Below are 15583 nucleotides of genomic sequence, written 5' to 3' on the forward strand. Positions count from 1 at the left end.
TCAAGCGGGATCGCTCAGAAACGCTTCGATCCGCCGAGCTACGTCCTCCGGGGCTTCCTCGTTTGCGAGATGCCCGAGACCGTCGAGGCTTTCGACCTGTGCGTCCCGCATCCTGGCCGCCGCTTGCACCGCGCTGATGGGCGGAACCGTGCGATCATTTGCGCCGGTCAGAAGCAGAGCTCGCGTTTCCAGTTTCGGCAGATCCACCAGAAGCCCGTCCAAGGACCATTGGGCCATCATCAGAAGCGCACCTTCGACATGGCTTCGCTCGCGGAGAAGGCGCGCATACAGCGCAACGCCCTTCGCGTCGATTTTAGAGCCTGTTCCAGCCAGAAGTTGCCGTGCGCGCTCAGGTGCGACCAGGGTTCTGCGAATGATATCGACAGCGAATGGCATGGTCGCAATCGTGCGCGCCGCTATTGGAAAAAGCAGCCCTGCTACACCATCGAACGGTTGCAGCGCGGGATTGATCGCGACGACGGGTGGCCTGCCCGGCAGCTTTGTCGAAAAACGCAGCGCGACCGCGCCGCCTGCGGAATGGCCGACGATCCCCCGGATGTCCCATCCCTCCTTCGCAGCGAGCTGCGCGATATCTTCCGCCATGCATTCGAGTGATGATCTTTGCCGCGCGCCAAGCCTCGTGAACCCGTGTCCCGGCAAATCGATCGCGATGCCGCGATGCGTCTTGAGCGCAGGAAGAACGTCGCGCCAAGTGTGGGTCGATCCGCCTGCGCCATGCAGGAACAACAAAGTTGGCCCCTCGCCCACGTCTTGAACATGCCAGGCATGTGGGCGTGACCGGACGAAACGCGATGCGTGACGAAGCGGCCAATCTGCAGGCAGTTCAGGATCGGAGCGCATCTGTCACGGATTTCGAGATACTTGCGGAATCCGCCCGCGGGAGCGGCATGTAGGTCGCACCCATCTGCCGCGCGAGGTCCGACAAGTCCGATTTCGCACGCGTATTTGTGTCGAGAACGAGTGCAGGCAGCGCCATAGCCGCGATCCTCCGAGCCATCAGTGCGGCATCGGTCATCGCGGCCTTCCGGCCCTCGCCCTCGAGACCGATATTTGCTCGCCCGTCCGTCATCACCGCGATTGAAGGCGAGAGTCCCTGCCCTCGCGCACGTTCGGCCACGTCGGCCGCGACCTTGAGGCCTGATGCCAGGGGCGTTCCGCCCCCGCCCGGCAAACCGCCGAGCGCCCGTTTCGCCTGGACCAGAGATCGGGTCGGGGGCAGGAGAAGCTGGGCATCCCTCCCGCGAAACGAGACGAGCGCGACGTGATCGCGGCTCGCATATGCGTTTGCCAAAAGGGTCTCGACCGCGCCCTTTGCTTCAGCCAACCGGGTCATCGCGGAAGATCCCGAGGCATCGACAACGAAGATGATGAGCCGGTCCGAACGTTCCTCGTATCGCTTTACCCGGAAATCGGACCGGCTCAGGATCAGGCCGGATCGTTCCGGCTCTGCTGCCCGGCGCATCTTCTGCCACGGCGCGGCTGCTCGAAGCGTTGCCACGAGATCGAGCCGGCTGTCGGACGAGGGCATTCCCGCAATCGATGGAAGCGGCCGACCACGCCGGTTGCCCTTGCGGCGATATCCTGCGCCGCCTGCGCCCTTGCCAGACCTTTGTGCGCCCTGCCCGCTCAGTGCGGAAAGCGCCCCCTCTGGAAGAACAGCACGCACAGCATCGATCAACAAGTCGTCGGGGATTCCAGTCTCGCGGCTGTCGCTTTCGCCCTGCTCTTCGGGCGGGGCCGGATCCTCCTCGGGGGTGTCCGTTTCGAAGTCGTCCTCCGGCATCATCGTGGCGCGATGTGCGTAGACGAGCTGAACTGCGGCGATCAGATCATCCTCCATTACGGAGTTCCGCCGATACAGAGCCGCATGCGCCCGTGCGGCGGCCAAGGCAAAAAGTGGCGCACGCAGCGATGCGATGCCGTAGCGCGCGGCGGTCACGACGAGGTCTGTCAGCGTCTCGTCCGGCAGCGTAATCTTCTCGAGGCGTTCGCGCGCCGCAGAGATATCGGCGGCTCCAAGGGCAAGCTCGCCCAGATCCACGGTTCTGACGCCATCGAGGTCGATCTCGAACGCAAGTCGATCGCAGAGCGCCATTGGCGCAGCCTCGCCGTCGATCCCTTCGTCAAGAAGAAGCGTCGCGTCGGACGGACGCGCATCCATCACCTGCGCCAAACGAGTCGCCCGTCCGCGCGAGAGCCTTTCGGACATGGTCACAAGGCGCGTGCCGGTTTGTGCAATCAGACCCTTCCTCACCACCAATCGCCCTTGCGAGAGGCTTTCGGCGATATCGGTCCCGCCGAACAACGCCTCGTCGGTCATGGCCGGTGTGATACGCAAAAACGGTCGCAGCATGTCGGGCGCTGCATCCAGAAACGCATCTCGCACAGGCGAGGCGCGCGCACGCAACCGCAACCCGCCGAGTCCCGCCGGGTCGACCGCAAGGAGGGACAGCGCCAGATGTCCGGCGATCCATGCCTCGGTGCGGTCCTGCTTCATGCCAGGACGTCGTGCAATAACCGTTCAACCCGTGCCGTGGAGCCTGCTTCGTCCAGAGGATCGCGTCGCAGGCGATGCGACAAGGCCATCGGCGCGACGTCCCGAAGATGCTTCCGCGTCACCTCGCCATCGTCTTCGAAGGCTGCAAGTGCTCGGGCGGTACGCAGAAGGGTCAGCTCCCCTCTGAGACCGTCAGAGCCCAGCGCCAGACACAATTCGGCACAATCGCGCAAGGCAGACGTTCCGGTTTCGACATCGCCCAGAGCTTTCCGAGCGCGGAGAATATCGTCGCGGATTGCAGCATCGTCCCCAGCCCATTTCGAGACGAACGCTGCGGGATTGCTCTCAAACGCGGCGCGCCGCCTGATGACCTCGATCCGCTCTTCGATATCGGAGGGCGAGCGCACTTCGACCGAGAGACCGAACCGATCCAGAAGCTGTGGCCTGAGCTCTCCCTCCTCAGGATTGCCGGAGCCGACGAGGACGAAACGCGCGTCGTGGCGCACGGACAAGCCTTCACGCTCGATGACGTTTTCGCCCGACTGTGCCACGTCCAACAGAAGATCGACGATGTGGTCCTCCAAAAGATTAACCTCGTCGATATAGAGATACCCGCGGTTGGCACGAGCAAGGAGGCCGGGCTCGAAGGCCTTTTCGCCGTGGGTGATCGCCCGCTCGATGTCGAGCGCGCCGACGACCCGATCCTCTGTCGCCCCAAGTGGCAGATCGATGACCGGGGTCGGCTTATCCACCATCTCGGATCCTGCCATGCGGTCCCACTCCGCCACATCCTCCGGCGATTCTGCGTTCGTCGCACTTCCTTCGACTGCTTGAATTGGCGGAAGAAGCGCTGCCAGCGCACGTACGGCAGTCGATTTTCCCGTGCCGCGATCTCCGAAGACGAGGACACCGCCGATGCCCGGATCGACCGCCGTCAGGATCATCGCCTGTTTCATGCGATGCTGACCGACAATGGCCGAGAATGGGAATGCGTATCTCATGTGGTGGCCTCCAAGGGGGCTGGATCAGGTGCGAGCCGGGCGTCGATACCGGGCCAACGACCCATCTCTCCGACGATACGAAACCTCGCATAAAGCTCTTCGCGAAACCACGCACCGGTCCGCACGGCCCTGATTGCGTCGGAATGCGGTCCACCGTTTCGCGCGAATTGTGCCATACTCTCCGCGTCCGGCCAGACCGAAAACGTGATCTGATGCAAAAGCGGCACTTCGCCAATCCCGATCTTGAACAGGACGTTGGGATCTGAACCGATCACTTCGCTGATATCCGGAACGCGCTGCCAGAACCGCGCCGCAACCGATGGTTTGATCGTGGCGCGGGTGAGCGCAGCGATGGGCCCATCACCGCTATCTTCTGCGATGCGGAACGGAGCCTCGCCGGACCAGGCACCACGGGCGGAAATCGGTCGAAGGAACAGAGTCCAATCTTCGCTGGCGCGCGAACGGAAGAGCCGCCAGGCCCGCGCCGTCTTCGTCGCCTCTCGCGCTGCCGAATCGCTCTCGAAAACGCCTAGCACGGCGTAAACGGCTGTATTTGGAAACGGAGTGAAGCCCTCGCCCGTGCCTGATCCGCAGAGCTTCCAGAATTTCAGACCTGGAACACGTGCCATCGACGGACGTGCCGCACCCATCATCGCGAAAGCCCAGGACCGGGCCGCGACGCCGTCGAAACGGAACAGGGAGAGGCTGACGCACTGCATCGTGGATTCCATAACTGTAAACTCAGCCTGACACAGTTTGCATGGATAGGAAAGATCTTCGGCAGCTCGCCACCTCTGACGGTTTGTATTGTCAGCTAAAGTTTACACCTATAGTCTGCATTCATGACACGGATCGATCCGACACTCGCTACCGCGGCGCGGCTTACGAATGCCCCGCACGCGGTCGTCATCGGCGCCGGCCTTGGTGGGCTGGCCTCGGCGATGCGGCTTGGTGCGATGGGCTACAGGGTGAGCGTGTTCGACAAGCTCGATGTGCCGGGCGGACGCGGCTCCGCGATCTGGAAAGACGGGCATCGCTTCGATCTCGGACCGACCATAGTGACCGTCCCGCAGGTCTTTCGCGCGCTTTGGGCTGCATGTGGCCGCAAGTTCGACGATGATATCGACCTGCGTTCGCTCGATCCCTTTTACGAAATCCGCTGGCCTGATGGATCGCACTTTTCGGCATCCGGGGATACCGACCGCATGGTCGAGGAAATCCGTCGCCTGTCGCCCTCCGATGTCGATGGATACTACAAGTTCCTGTCCGACAGCGCGGCGCGATATTGGTTCGGGTTCGAAGACCTCGGACGCCGGTCGCTGCATCGCTTTCGCGACCTTGTCGCCGTTCTCCCGACCTTTGCCCGGATGCGCGCCGACCGATCCGTTTACGCCCATGCCGCGCGCCGGGTGAAGGATGAGCGGTTGCGCATGGCGCTTTCATTCCACCCGCTCTTTATCGGCGGCGATCCGTTCAACGTCACCTCGATGTATATTCTCGTCAGCCACCTCGAAAAGGAATTCGGCGTGCATTACGCGATGGGCGGCGTGGCCGAAATCGCGCGGGTCATGGCCGAGATCATCCATTCGCAAGGCGGCATCGTGCGTATGGGCCAGGAAGTGGACGAGATCCTCTTCAACGGTGATCGGGCCTCAGGAGTGCGGCTTGCAGGTGGCGAGATCGTCTCTGCCGATCTCGTCGTCTCGAATGCGGATGCCGGCTGGACCTATTCCCACCTTTTGCGAAATCGCCCCCGCAAGCGCTGGACCGATGCCAAGCTTGATCGCTCGCGCTGGTCGATGGGTCTGTTCGTCTGGTATTTCGGCACCGAGGGTACGCGAGGGAAGTGGCGCGATGTCGGCCACCACACGATCCTTAACGGGCCACGATACAAGGGTCTCGTTCAAGATATCTTCCTGAACGGTAAGCTCTCCGATGACATGTCGCTTTACGTGCATCGGCCGAGTGAGACCGATCCCAGTGCCGCACCAGAAGGCGACGACACGTTTTACGTCCTTTCTCCGGTGCCGCATCTTGGTCACGACAACGGTGTCGATTGGACTGTCGAGCGGGACCGCTATCGCAAAAAAATGCTGGACGTTCTCGAGGCACAGCTTCTTCCCGGATTGTCCGAACATCTCGGGCCTGAAGAAATCCTGACGCCAGTCGACTTCAAGGACCGCTATAATGCGCCTTTCGGCACGGGCTTCTCGATCGAGCCGCGCATCCTGCAAAGCGCCTGGTTCCGCCCGCACAATATCAGCGAGGAGGCCGAGAACCTGTTCCTCGTCGGGGCGGGGACGCATCCGGGCGCGGGGCTGCCCGGCGTGATGTCCTCCGCAGAGGTGCTGGAGCAGCTGGTGCCGATGCCGCACGAGGTGCCGAGGTGATAGCAGAGCGTGACATGGCCGCCTGCCGCGAAACCATACGGCATGGTTCGCTTTCGTTCCATGCCGCGTCCCGGCTTCTGCCGTCCCGCGTGCGTGACCCGGCGCTCGCACTTTATGCCTTCTGCAGACTTGCGGACGACGCGGTCGACCTGAATGAACACAAGGCCGATGCGGTCTTGCGGCTGCGCGATCGGCTGGATCGCGTCTATGCCGGCCGCCCGGAAAATGCCGCGCCCGACCGGGCTTTCGCCGCGGTGGTCGAGGATTTCGACATGCCGCGCGCGGTTCCCGAGTCGCTGCTCGAAGGTCTGGGCTGGGATGCGACGGGCCGGCGCTACGCGACCCTGTCCGATCTAAGGGCCTATTCCGCCCGTGTCGCCGCGACCGTTGGCGTGATGATGTGCGTGCTCATGCGCGTCCGCGACCCACACGCGCTGGCGCGTGCTGCGGATTTGGGCGTTGCGATGCAGCTCACGAATATCTCGCGGGATGTGGGTGAAGATGCGCGGGCCGGGCGGCTGTACCTGCCGACGGACTGGCTCACCGCGCAAGGCATCGACCCGGATCATTTCCTTGCCAATCCCGATGCCAATGCGGGCACCCGCCGCATAGTGAAGCGGCTTTTGGCCGAGGCCACGCGTCTTTATCACCGGGCTGAAGCAGGTATTGGTGTTCTCCCGCTCGATTGCCGCGCCGGCATCTTCGCGGCACGTCATATCTACGACGGTATCGGGGGCCGGCTCGCGAGCACGGGCTTCGACAGTATCTCGACACGCGCACGCACGACACGCGCGCAGAAGTCCGCGTGGCTGTGCTTGTCCGCGGGCCGCACACTTTTGTCGTCGGTCTCTCCCCGTTCGCCGGTCCTGTTCGCACGCCCTCTCGACGAGACACGCTTTCTGGTGGAGGCCGCAGCGCGGCGCAGTCACGTATGGTCCCGGTCGGATCAGCTCTTCGCGACTCTCTCGGATCTCGCTGAAAACGATAGGGCGCGTCAGGCAGCCTTGATTGCGGGGACCGCGCGTCCTAACTGACGCGAATGTTCTGGATCCTGTTCCTCATCTTTCTCGGTGCCTGCTTTGCGGCTGGTACGACCGGCGCAATTTTCCCGCCAGGCCCGTGGTATCGGGATCTCGACAAGCCGACCTGGACGCCGCCCGACTGGGCTTTTCCGGTTGTTTGGACGACGCTTTACATTTTCCTGTCGATTGCCGGTGCGCGGCTTGCCCTGTCCGACGGAAACGGAATGGCGATGGCGCTTTGGGCGCTACAGATCGCGCTGAACGGCCTCTGGACACCTGTCTTCTTCGGCCTGAAGCGGATTCGGGGCGGGATGCTTGTCCTGTCGCTGCTCTGGCTGTCGGTCGCCGCGTCGGTCTACGTCTTCTGGGGCGTCGATTGGATCGCGGGACTGCTCTTTATCCCGTACCTGCTATGGGTCAGCGTCGCGGGTGCCCTGAACCTGTCGGTCTGGCGCCGCAATCCCGATGTCGCCGCGAACCCGCCGGTGCAATCACGCTGATTGATCGCTGTCGAAACGCCAACCCGGGCGACGCGGCACCCGCAAAGCGATCATCGGCTTGAGCCACGGCTTGGAAAAGCGTCTGAGATCGAGAGCCTCATGCACGCCTATCACGTCCTCCGCATCGAGCCGCGTTTTCATGACCGAGCGGGAATAAAACGGCGCGTCCAGCATGTTCATGATCTGTTTCGGATGCGAGGCGTCATCGCCGCGCGTCTCGCGCTTCACTTGCCATAGTGACTTGCCGATCTTCCGGCGTGGAGGCGGTTCGATGTCCGACACATCGCCAGAGGCGTCAAATCTCGCGGCCTGCGCCAATGTGGTCCCGTCCCGACGCACAGCATCGTAAAAACACGTTGTCCCATCCCGCGTGGGATACCTACCCCATGTCCAGTAGGAGAAATCTTCCTCTAGCGACCGAACTCCGAAATTGGCATCGAAATATCCATGCCCTGCCCACTGCCAACCCGGGGCTTCCATATCGACCTCGATCTGCGTGATCGGTGCGAAGGGTCGCCAAACATGGGCACCGTCTTCGGTCAATGGCAATTCCTGATCGGTGATCGCACTGGGTGTGAGCCGGACCGTGCCACGCACTCGGGCGAATTGCGGTGGCGCCGTGATTTCGTCGATCTCCACGACGAGATGCTTTCCGTTCCAGCCCATCTTGGACGGACCGATGCGGAGCATATCCTTGGTCTGACGCAGCGCGCTGCGTCCGCGATCTGTCATTGTGAACCGTCCGCCGGGTCCGTAGGTCGCAACATTCATGCAGACATGATTTTCGGGATCGCGCCGACCGGACCATCGGTACCAGGGTGAAAAGACCGATCCTATGAAGGCGATGACCGAGATGGCACGTTGCCCGTCCGCGCTGATCCCGTCGACGTACCACCACGCATAGCCATTGGGTGGGACCGCGATGTTGAAGTTTGGTCCTGCATGATCGCCTCGGCCGCGTGCGTGCCGGAAAGTGCTGCCATTGGAACGCCCGGCCCCGGATGGACCCCGCCCCCGCAGAGATAGAGACCCGGTATCCGGCTGCGGGCTGTCGGCCGGGAGAGCGCCGATGTGAACCCGTGTGGGCTCTGCCCGTAGAGCGAACCGAGGCTCGCGGGAAACAAGGTCTCGAACTCCGCTTGGGTCGTGAGCGCGCTGGCCGGCGGCGCTCGATCGAAACTCACGTCGAAAGCCCGAAGCGTTTCGAATGTCCGTGTCAGACATTGGGCAAAATCCTCTGTATCAGGAGGCTGGGATGAAACCGGAGGCGCGTTGATGATGATTTCGAAGCGCTCGCGTGCCGGCGGTGGAAGAGCCCCGCCACGATCCTCGGCACAAACGTAGAGAGTTGGATCGAAGGTTGCGCGCCCGGAGGCGATATCGGCGAATTCCGGACCAGGATCGCTGCGAAAGAACACGTTGTGATGGCAGATTGGCGGACCCTCGACTTTAGCCGAGAATGCCCAGACACGCGCCGAAAGGGAGCGTGGCTTTTCGGCCAGCCGCCCGACCGAGGAGCGGACGGAATTGCCCAGCGCACCAACAGCGAGCGCGCGGGGATCTCCGTTAAAGATGACGCGGGATGCCTTAATACGCGAGTCGTCATGCAATCGCACACCGGAGGCAGCGTGCCCGTCAGTCTCTATTTCAGCGACAGTCGCGTCATATCGGATCTCTCCACCGCACGCCTCGATCTGACGGGACATCGCCGCTGCCAGGGCCGACAATCCACCGTCGACCGCCCAGACGCCTTGCTCTTCCGCATGCCAGATAAGAGCGTAAAGCGCCGGAGTCTTGCTTGGATCGCCGCCGACATAGGTTGCGTAACGCCCGAAGAGTTGCCGCAGGCGCGGGTCGGTGAAACTGTTCCGCAGAAGGCCCTCAAGGCTCCGGCCCAATCCCATGTCGCGCATGAGGCGCGGCTGAGCCAGAACGGTCGAGACCAGGCGCGGCAAGCTTGGCCTGGGCGTCAGCATCATTGGACCGAGAAACGCATCGAACAGACGGCGTGCACGGTCAGAGAATGCGCGGAATTCACTCGCGCCCAGATCGCCGGACATCTCCCGGATCGCTTGCGCGCTTTTGTCTGGATCGGCGAATAGGTCGAGGACAGTACCATCGCGCCAGAAATGCCGCCCGAGAACCTCTTGCCGCGTCAGCCTCACATGATCCGACAGACGTGTTCCTGCTCTGGCGAAGAGCTCCTCGAACACCCAGGCAAGCGTCAGAACGGTTGGCCCGGCATCGACTCCGTCAACCTGACGCATCTTGCCGCCGGGCTGCGCTTCCTTTTCGAGAACGAGAACGGGCTCATCCGCCGCTGCGAGGGACAACGCGGCGGACAGTCCACCTACACCGGCACCGATCACGACAATCGGATCAGAGCGGCGTGAGGCACATCTGTCGGATGAAGGCATCACGGGTGGAATTGTTGACTCGATCCATGAATGTGTCCAGTGTGGTTTACAGTAAGGTGTAAATCGTGATCGTCAGATCGCCGGAAGGAGCGCCCGCAACATGGACATCCACCAACGGATCGACACCGCGATCATGGCGACATTGGCGCGGGGGCAGGGCGGGCTTGCCGCACCCCGGCAGCTCTCCGAGGCCTTGGTCTATGCCTGCACGCCGGGCGGCGCCCGGATCCGGCCGACGATCCTTGTCTCTGTGGCGCTCGCTTGCGGGGACGATCAGCCAGCCGCCACGGATGCTGCTGCAACCGCCCTCGAACTCATTCACTGTGCCAGCCTCGTTCATGACGATCTGCCGTGTTTTGACGATGCGGATCTCAGGCGCGGCAAGCCCACGGTCCACAAGGCTTATTCCGAACCGCTCGCGGTCCTTACCGGCGATTCGCTCATCGTGATGGCGTTCGAAACGCTCGCCCGCGTCGCACCCAAAGCGCCGGACCGGGTAGCGCCGCTTGTGACCGCGCTCGCCCGCCGGACGGGGATGCCACACGGCATTTGCGCCGGACAGGGGTGGGAGAGCGAACCCGAGATCGACCTCGACGCTTACCACCTCTCCAAAACGGGCGCGCTCTTCATCGCTGCGACGCAGATGGGCGCGCTTGCAGCTGGGCAGGAGGCCGAGCCGTGGTACGAGCTTGGCGCCCGGATCGGGGCGGCCTTCCAGGTTGCCGACGATCTTCGGGACGCGCTTGGTAGCGAGGCGAGCCTCGGCAAGCCCGCACATCAGGATGAGCTGCACAACCGTCCGAACGCGGTTCGCGAATTGGGCGTCGACGGTGCGGTGCGCCGTCTTGGCGATATTCTGTCCGGCGCGATTGCCTCCATCCCGTCTTGTCCCGGCGAGGCATCCCTCGCGCATATGGTGCGGATGCAGGCCGAACGCCTGACACCCGGCCTGAACCCGGTGCGGGTCTGACACAATGACTGCCACGGCCGAAGACCCCGTGCGCCGCAAAGGCGGGCCGGATCTTCGTACCCGCTTGGCGAGGTTGGCGGCGAAGCCCGGCTTTCAGCGATGGGCGGCGCGAATACCGGGCGTTCGAGGCCATGTGCGTCAGGAAGGCGCGGCGCTCTTCGATCTCGTTCAGGGTTTCGTTGCGAGCCAGGTGCTTCGGGCGGTCGTCGAGCTTGAGATCCTTCACCACGCGATGGAGGGCCCCTTGGTTGCGTCCGAACTGTCCCGTCGGATCAATGTGCCCCTCGCGCGGACGGAGATCCTTTTGCAGGCCGCAGCGGCGCTGGGCCTTCTCGCCCGGAAGCGCGACATCTTTCGCATCACGACACGCGGCGCTGCCCTTACCGGCGTTCCGGGACTGGAGGGGATGATCCGTCATCACGACGCGTTCTATCGCGACATGTCCGATCCGGTCGCGCTGCTGCGGGGGGAGGTCGATACGGAGCTGGCAAGGTTCTGGCCCTACGTTTTCGGAGGTGCGGGCGGCGATGCGGCCAGCGCGCGCTATTACTCCACGCTGATGTCCGACAGCCAGTCGCTTGTCGCCGAAGATACCCTGGCGACCGCCTCTCTCAAGGGGCAAAAGCGGCTTCTGGACATTGGTGGAGGCCACGGAGCTTTTGCGCGGGCCGTTCGCGAGCGTCGTAGCAAACTCGAGATAGGTGTGTTCGACCTTCCCGAAGTCATTGCCGATGCGCCGCAATCGGACGGCATCGAGTTCATCGCGGGCTCCTTTCGCGCCGACCCGCTGCCCGAGGGGTTCGATACGATGTCTCTCGTGCGCGTGCTCTATGACCATGAAGATGCGACGGTGCGCGATCTGCTCTCCAAGGCATTCGATGCGCTGCCGCCTGGCGGGCAGCTGCTCGTCTCCGAACCGATGTCGGGCGGGCAGAGACCGGAGCGGCACGGCGATGTCTATTTCGCATTCTACACGATGGCCATGCAGACCGGGCGCGCCCGCAGTGCGGAGCGAATCATCACGCTTCTGACAGAAGCCGGTTTTGCGGGAATCACCGCTCACAGGCCCATACGTCCCTATGTGACAGCGGTCGTCACAGCGTGGAAACCGGCCTGAAGTGCCAAAACTGTCTATTACAGTTGACACTTTCTGCTGTATCTTTAGTCTGACATTAAAGGTGTCAGAGTCGTCTGACAGATAGACGCCGGGGCGTCTGCCGCGATGCCCCGTTTATTAGGAACAGGGAGGCGCGACATGCAGACAAAAGCTGTACTGCTCGACAGTCCCAGAACACTCGGCCTGTCCGACGTGTCGCTGGTTCCTCCCGGTCCGGGTGATCTGGTGGTCGACATCCGCCATTCCGGCATTTCCACCGGCACCGAGAAGCTTTTCTATACCGGCGAGATGCCTCCGTTCCCTGGGATGGGCTACCCGCTCGTCCCTGGCTACGAGGCGATGGGTGAGGTGGTCGAAGCCGGCGGAAATACCGGATACCGGGTCGGCGAAACCGTCTTCGTACCGGGCGCATCCTGCTTTGAAGATGCGCACGGCCTATTCGGTGGCGCCGCGACGCGCCTTGTCACCCCAAGCGATCGCGTGACCCGGCTTGATGCCGGTATGGGCGAGACCGGCGCGCTTCTTGCGCTGGCGGCAACGGCACGCCATGCACTTGCCGGATATCGCTGCGATCTGCCGGAACTCATCGTCGGCCACGGCGTTCTCGGCCGGCTCTTGGCGCGCCTGACCGTGGCAGCAGGCGGCAAAACCCCGACCGTGTGGGAAATCGATCCTGCTCGGATGGGCGGTGCCGAAGGCTACGAGGTCGTGCGCCCGGAAGACGATCCGCGCCGCAACTACGCAAGCATCTACGACGCTTCGGGCAATGGCGCGATCCTGAACGATCTCGTGGGCCGCATCGTCAAGGGCGGAGAGATCGTGCTCGCGGGCTTCTACGCACAGCCGCTCTCTTTCGCCTTTCCGCCGGCCTTCATGAAGGAAGCCCGGTTCCGCGTCGCCGCCGAATGGACGCGCGACGACCTGTTCGCCACACGCAGCCTGATCGAAACCGGGGCTCTCTCGCTCGACGGGCTGGTGACGCACCGCTCAAGCCGGTCGGACGTTGCCGCGGCCTACGAGACCGCGTTCGACGATCCGACCTGCCTGAAAATGATCATTGATTGGAAGGAAGCCGCATGAAGGACGACGTCCCTAACCTTAAGGACTTCGACCAGCGACTGCGCGACGAGGCGCACGAGGATCTCGCCGACATCGTGACCGAGGAGCCCAAGAGCAAGACGCAGATCATCGCGATCTACGGCAAGGGCGGCATCGGCAAGTCCTTCACGCTCGCCAATCTCAGCCACATGATGGCCGAGCAGGGAAAGCGGGTGCTTCTGATCGGCTGCGATCCCAAGTCCGATACAACGTCGCTCCTGTTCGGGGGCAAGGCGTGCCCGACGATCATCGAGACCTCGACCAAGAAGAAGCTCGCCGGTGAGGAAGTCGCCATCGGCGATGTCTGCTTCAAGTCGGGCGGCGTTTTCGCGATGGAGCTCGGCGGACCGGAGGTCGGTCGCGGCTGCGGAGGACGTGGCATCATCCACGGCTTCGAGCTGCTCGAAAAGCTGGGCTTTCATGATTGGGACTTTGACTACGTCCTTCTCGATTTCCTCGGCGACGTGGTATGCGGGGGCTTCGGTCTGCCGATCGCCCGCGACATGGCGCAGAAGGTGATCCTCGTCGGCTCGAACGACCTGCAATCCCTTTATGTTGCGAACAACGTCTGCTCCGCGGTCGAATACTTCCGCAAGCTCGGCGGCAATGTCGGTGTCGCGGGACTCGTCATCAATAAGGACGACGGGTCGGGCGAGGCGCAAGCCTTCGCGGAGGCCGCAGGCATTCCTGTTCTCGCGGCAATCCCGCAGGACGACGATCTGCGAAAGAAATCCGCGAACTATCAGATCGTCGGATCCTCCAAATCCCAGTGGGGCAGTCTCTTTGCCGGCCTCGCAGAGCAGGTCTCGGATGCACCGCCCGTGCGGCCGACGCCGCTCGACCAGGACGGCCTTCTGAACCTCTTCGACGGATCGGATGTCGGTGCGGGTGTCGTGCTCGAGCCCGCGACCGATGACGACATGCGCGGCCAGTATGCCGCGCCGAAGAAGAGCCTCGAAGTGATCTACGACGAAGCCTGAACCAAAGCCGGACGTCCGGCGCCATTGATACCGAAGAGACAGGGGTCGCCTTGACCGACGAGACCGAACATAACGCCAACGGAACCGCCCCTGCAGAGGGGATGGGCTGCCATTCGGGGGCCGAGCTGGAGCGCGCGGCCCGCGAGGCCGGCGCCTCCGAGGTGCTGGACCGGTACGCAGAGGATTATCCGCAAGGGCCGCACGATAAACCGCAAAGCATGTGTCCGGCTTTCGGCTCTCTGCGCGTCGGGCTCCGGATGAAGCGGGTTGCGACCGTTCTGTCAGGATCGGCCTGCTGCGTTTACGGTCTGACCTTCGTCTCGCATTTCTACGGCGCTCGGCGTTCGGTCGGTTACGTGCCGTTCTCCTCGGAGACGCTGGTCACCGGCAAGCTCTTCGAAGATATCCGCGACTCCGTTCACGAGATGGCCGATCCGGACAAGTTCGACGCGATCGTCGTGACGAACCTGTGCGTTCCAACTGCCTCGGGTGTCCCGCTCCGTCTTCTGCCGAAAGAGATAAACGGTGTGCGGATCGTAGGGATTGACGTGCCGGGCTTCGGAATTCCGACGCATGCCGAAGCAAAGGACGTCCTTGCCGGTGCGATGCTGGCATATGCCCGCGAGGAAGTGGCCGCTGGACCGGTCCCGGCCCCCGAGGCACGCGTGACGGATCGCCCGACGCTGACCCTTCTGGGTGAGATGTTCCCGGCAGACCCGATGTCCATCGGTGCGCTGCTTGCGCCCATGGGCATCGCCGCCGGGCCGGTCGTGCCCTGCCGGGAGTGGCGGGAGCTGTATTCTGCGCTCGACTGCACCGCCGTCGCCGCAATCCACCCGTTCTACACCGCTGCAATCCGCGAATTCGAGACAGCGGGACGTCCCGTTCTCGGCTCAGCACCCGTGGGCCGCGACGGAACCGAAGCGTGGCTCGAGGCTGTGGGCGCGACGTTCGAGATTCCGCAGGACAAGATCGACGCCGCGAAAGATGCCGCGCTTCCGGCTATCGAAGCCGCGCTCAAGGCAAACCCGGTGAACGGCAAGATCACCCTGTCGGGCTATGAAGGCTCCGAGCTTCTGGTGGCGCGCCTTCTGATCGAGAGCGGCGCGGATGTGCCGTATGTCGGCACTGCCTGTCCCAAGACGCGGTTCTCAAAAGCCGATGCCGAATGGCTCGAAGCGCATGGATGCCAGGTCAAGTACCGCGCGTCGCTCGAAGACGATCTTGCCGCGATGGACAAACACAAGCCGGACCTCGCCATCGGCACGACGCCCGTCGTCCAGAAGGCGAAGGAGCTGGGCGTGCCGGGTCTTTATTACACGAACCTGATCTCCGCGCGCCCGCTCATGGGCGTGGCCGGTGCCGGATCCCTGGCCGAAGTGGTCAATGCCGCCATTGCCGGCAAAGGCAGAATGGACCGCATGAAAGAGTTCTTCGAAGGCGTCGGCAACGGCGACACAGCCGGTGTCTGGGAAGGCGCGCCGAACCTGCGTCCCGACTTCCGGGCGCAGCAGCAGAAGAAACTCGACAAGGCCGCCAGGCGCGCCGAAGCGGAACGCATGATATGAGG

Annotated in this window: 14 protein-coding genes; 8 read left to right on the plus strand and 6 right to left on the minus strand. The window is 63.2% G+C overall.

From position 1 onward, the window contains the following. The 4 genes from bchO to crtA are packed head-to-tail and all read right to left on the minus strand — an operon-like array spanning position 1 to position 4250. The gene (bchO, locus tag FIU91_RS18340; RefSeq protein WP_152463566.1) at positions 1-861 is read right to left on the minus strand and encodes an alpha/beta fold hydrolase BchO; all 861 of its coding nucleotides are present in this window, start codon (positions 859-861) and stop codon (positions 1-3) included. Further along, positions 845-2518, minus strand: coding sequence for a magnesium chelatase subunit D (locus FIU91_RS18345; protein ID WP_152463567.1), 1674 nt, complete (start codon positions 2516-2518; stop codon positions 845-847). Before FIU91_RS18345 ends, bchO begins: the two co-directional genes overlap by 17 nt. Continuing rightward, positions 2515-3519, minus strand: a complete 1005-nt coding sequence (bchI, locus tag FIU91_RS18350) for a magnesium chelatase ATPase subunit I (protein WP_152463568.1) — start codon at positions 3517-3519, stop codon at positions 2515-2517. Before bchI ends, FIU91_RS18345 begins: the two co-directional genes overlap by 4 nt. Beyond that, positions 3516-4250 carry a spheroidene monooxygenase gene (crtA, locus tag FIU91_RS18355; protein WP_254702004.1) on the minus strand — a complete coding sequence of 245 codons (735 nt, stop codon included), beginning with the start codon at positions 4248-4250 and terminating at the stop codon, positions 3516-3518. The genes bchI and crtA overlap by 4 nt, the downstream gene beginning before the upstream one ends. Before the next feature lie 111 nt (positions 4251-4361). Here crtA and FIU91_RS18360 point away from each other — a divergent pair, with 111 nt between their 5' ends. Genes FIU91_RS18360 through FIU91_RS18370 form a run of 3 tightly spaced genes read left to right on the plus strand, consistent with a single transcriptional unit; the run spans position 4362 to position 7431 of the window. Beyond that, positions 4362-5909: a phytoene desaturase gene (locus FIU91_RS18360; protein ID WP_152463569.1), complete on the plus strand. Its 1548-nt coding sequence runs from the start codon at positions 4362-4364 to the stop codon at positions 5907-5909. Beyond that, complete coding sequence (gene crtB / locus FIU91_RS18365) at positions 5906-6943, plus strand: 15-cis-phytoene synthase (protein ID WP_152463570.1); 1038 nt, start codon at positions 5906-5908, stop codon at positions 6941-6943. Before FIU91_RS18360 ends, crtB begins: the two co-directional genes overlap by 4 nt. A 5-nt stretch (positions 6944-6948) precedes the next feature. After that, positions 6949-7431, plus strand: a complete 483-nt coding sequence (locus tag FIU91_RS18370) for a TspO/MBR family protein (protein ID WP_093009151.1) — start codon at positions 6949-6951, stop codon at positions 7429-7431. Here FIU91_RS18370 and crtC read toward each other — a convergent pair. After that, entirely contained in the window at positions 7423-8310 is an 888-nt protein-coding gene (crtC, locus tag FIU91_RS18375; protein WP_152463796.1) for a carotenoid 1,2-hydratase, read from the minus strand. The two genes, FIU91_RS18370 and crtC, sit on opposite strands and share 9 nt — an antisense overlap. Further along, positions 8265-9764 carry a 1-hydroxycarotenoid 3,4-desaturase CrtD gene (crtD, locus tag FIU91_RS18380; RefSeq protein WP_371418220.1) on the minus strand — a complete coding sequence of 500 codons (1500 nt, stop codon included), beginning with the start codon at positions 9762-9764 and terminating at the stop codon, positions 8265-8267. The genes crtC and crtD overlap by 46 nt, the downstream gene beginning before the upstream one ends. 184 nt (positions 9765-9948) lie before the next feature. Here crtD and FIU91_RS18385 point away from each other — a divergent pair, with 184 nt between their 5' ends. The 5 genes from FIU91_RS18385 (at position 9949) to bchY (ending at position 15581) form a co-directional block, all read left to right on the plus strand. Next, positions 9949-10818: a polyprenyl synthetase family protein gene (locus FIU91_RS18385; protein WP_093009153.1), complete on the plus strand. Its 870-nt coding sequence runs from the start codon at positions 9949-9951 to the stop codon at positions 10816-10818. Between the two features lie 4 nt (positions 10819-10822). Then, entirely contained in the window at positions 10823-11935 is a 1113-nt protein-coding gene (locus FIU91_RS18390) for a methyltransferase (protein ID WP_152463572.1), read from the plus strand. Between the two features lie 138 nt (positions 11936-12073). Continuing rightward, positions 12074-13015 carry a chlorophyll synthesis pathway protein BchC gene (bchC, locus tag FIU91_RS18395; protein ID WP_152463573.1) on the plus strand — a complete coding sequence of 314 codons (942 nt, stop codon included), beginning with the start codon at positions 12074-12076 and terminating at the stop codon, positions 13013-13015. After that, positions 13012-14013: a chlorophyllide a reductase iron protein subunit X gene (locus FIU91_RS18400; protein ID WP_093009156.1), complete on the plus strand. Its 1002-nt coding sequence runs from the start codon at positions 13012-13014 to the stop codon at positions 14011-14013. Before bchC ends, FIU91_RS18400 begins: the two co-directional genes overlap by 4 nt. A 101-nt stretch (positions 14014-14114) precedes the next feature. After that, positions 14115-15581, plus strand: a complete 1467-nt coding sequence (gene bchY, locus FIU91_RS18405) for a chlorophyllide a reductase subunit Y (RefSeq protein ID WP_152463797.1) — start codon at positions 14115-14117, stop codon at positions 15579-15581. Positions 15582-15583 lie beyond the last annotated feature (2 nt).

Source organism: Roseivivax sp. THAF30 (assembly GCF_009363575.1).
Taxonomy (GTDB): domain Bacteria; phylum Pseudomonadota; class Alphaproteobacteria; order Rhodobacterales; family Rhodobacteraceae; genus Roseivivax; species Roseivivax halotolerans.

Bases quoted from the DNA above. Each gene is read 5' to 3' on its own strand.
- FIU91_RS18385 (WP_093009153.1), top strand. From the start codon at position 9,949: ATGGACATCCACCAACGGATCGACACCGCGATCATGGCGACATTGGCG.
- FIU91_RS18400 (WP_093009156.1), top strand. From the start codon at position 13,012: ATGAAGGACGACGTCCCTAACCTTAAGGACTTCGACCAGCGACTGCGC.
- bchY (WP_152463797.1), top strand. From the start codon at position 14,115: ATGGGCTGCCATTCGGGGGCCGAGCTGGAGCGCGCGGCCCGCGAGGCC.
- FIU91_RS18390 (WP_152463572.1), top strand. From the start codon at position 10,823: ATGACTGCCACGGCCGAAGACCCCGTGCGCCGCAAAGGCGGGCCGGAT.
- bchO (WP_152463566.1), bottom strand. From the start codon at position 861: ATGCGCTCCGATCCTGAACTGCCTGCAGATTGGCCGCTTCGTCACGCA.
- crtA (WP_254702004.1), bottom strand. From the start codon at position 4,250: ATGGAATCCACGATGCAGTGCGTCAGCCTCTCCCTGTTCCGTTTCGAC.
- bchC (WP_152463573.1), top strand. From the start codon at position 12,074: ATGCAGACAAAAGCTGTACTGCTCGACAGTCCCAGAACACTCGGCCTG.
- FIU91_RS18360 (WP_152463569.1), top strand. From the start codon at position 4,362: ATGACACGGATCGATCCGACACTCGCTACCGCGGCGCGGCTTACGAAT.
- FIU91_RS18370 (WP_093009151.1), top strand. From the start codon at position 6,949: ATGTTCTGGATCCTGTTCCTCATCTTTCTCGGTGCCTGCTTTGCGGCT.
- FIU91_RS18345 (WP_152463567.1), bottom strand. From the start codon at position 2,518: ATGAAGCAGGACCGCACCGAGGCATGGATCGCCGGACATCTGGCGCTG.
- bchI (WP_152463568.1), bottom strand. From the start codon at position 3,519: ATGAGATACGCATTCCCATTCTCGGCCATTGTCGGTCAGCATCGCATG.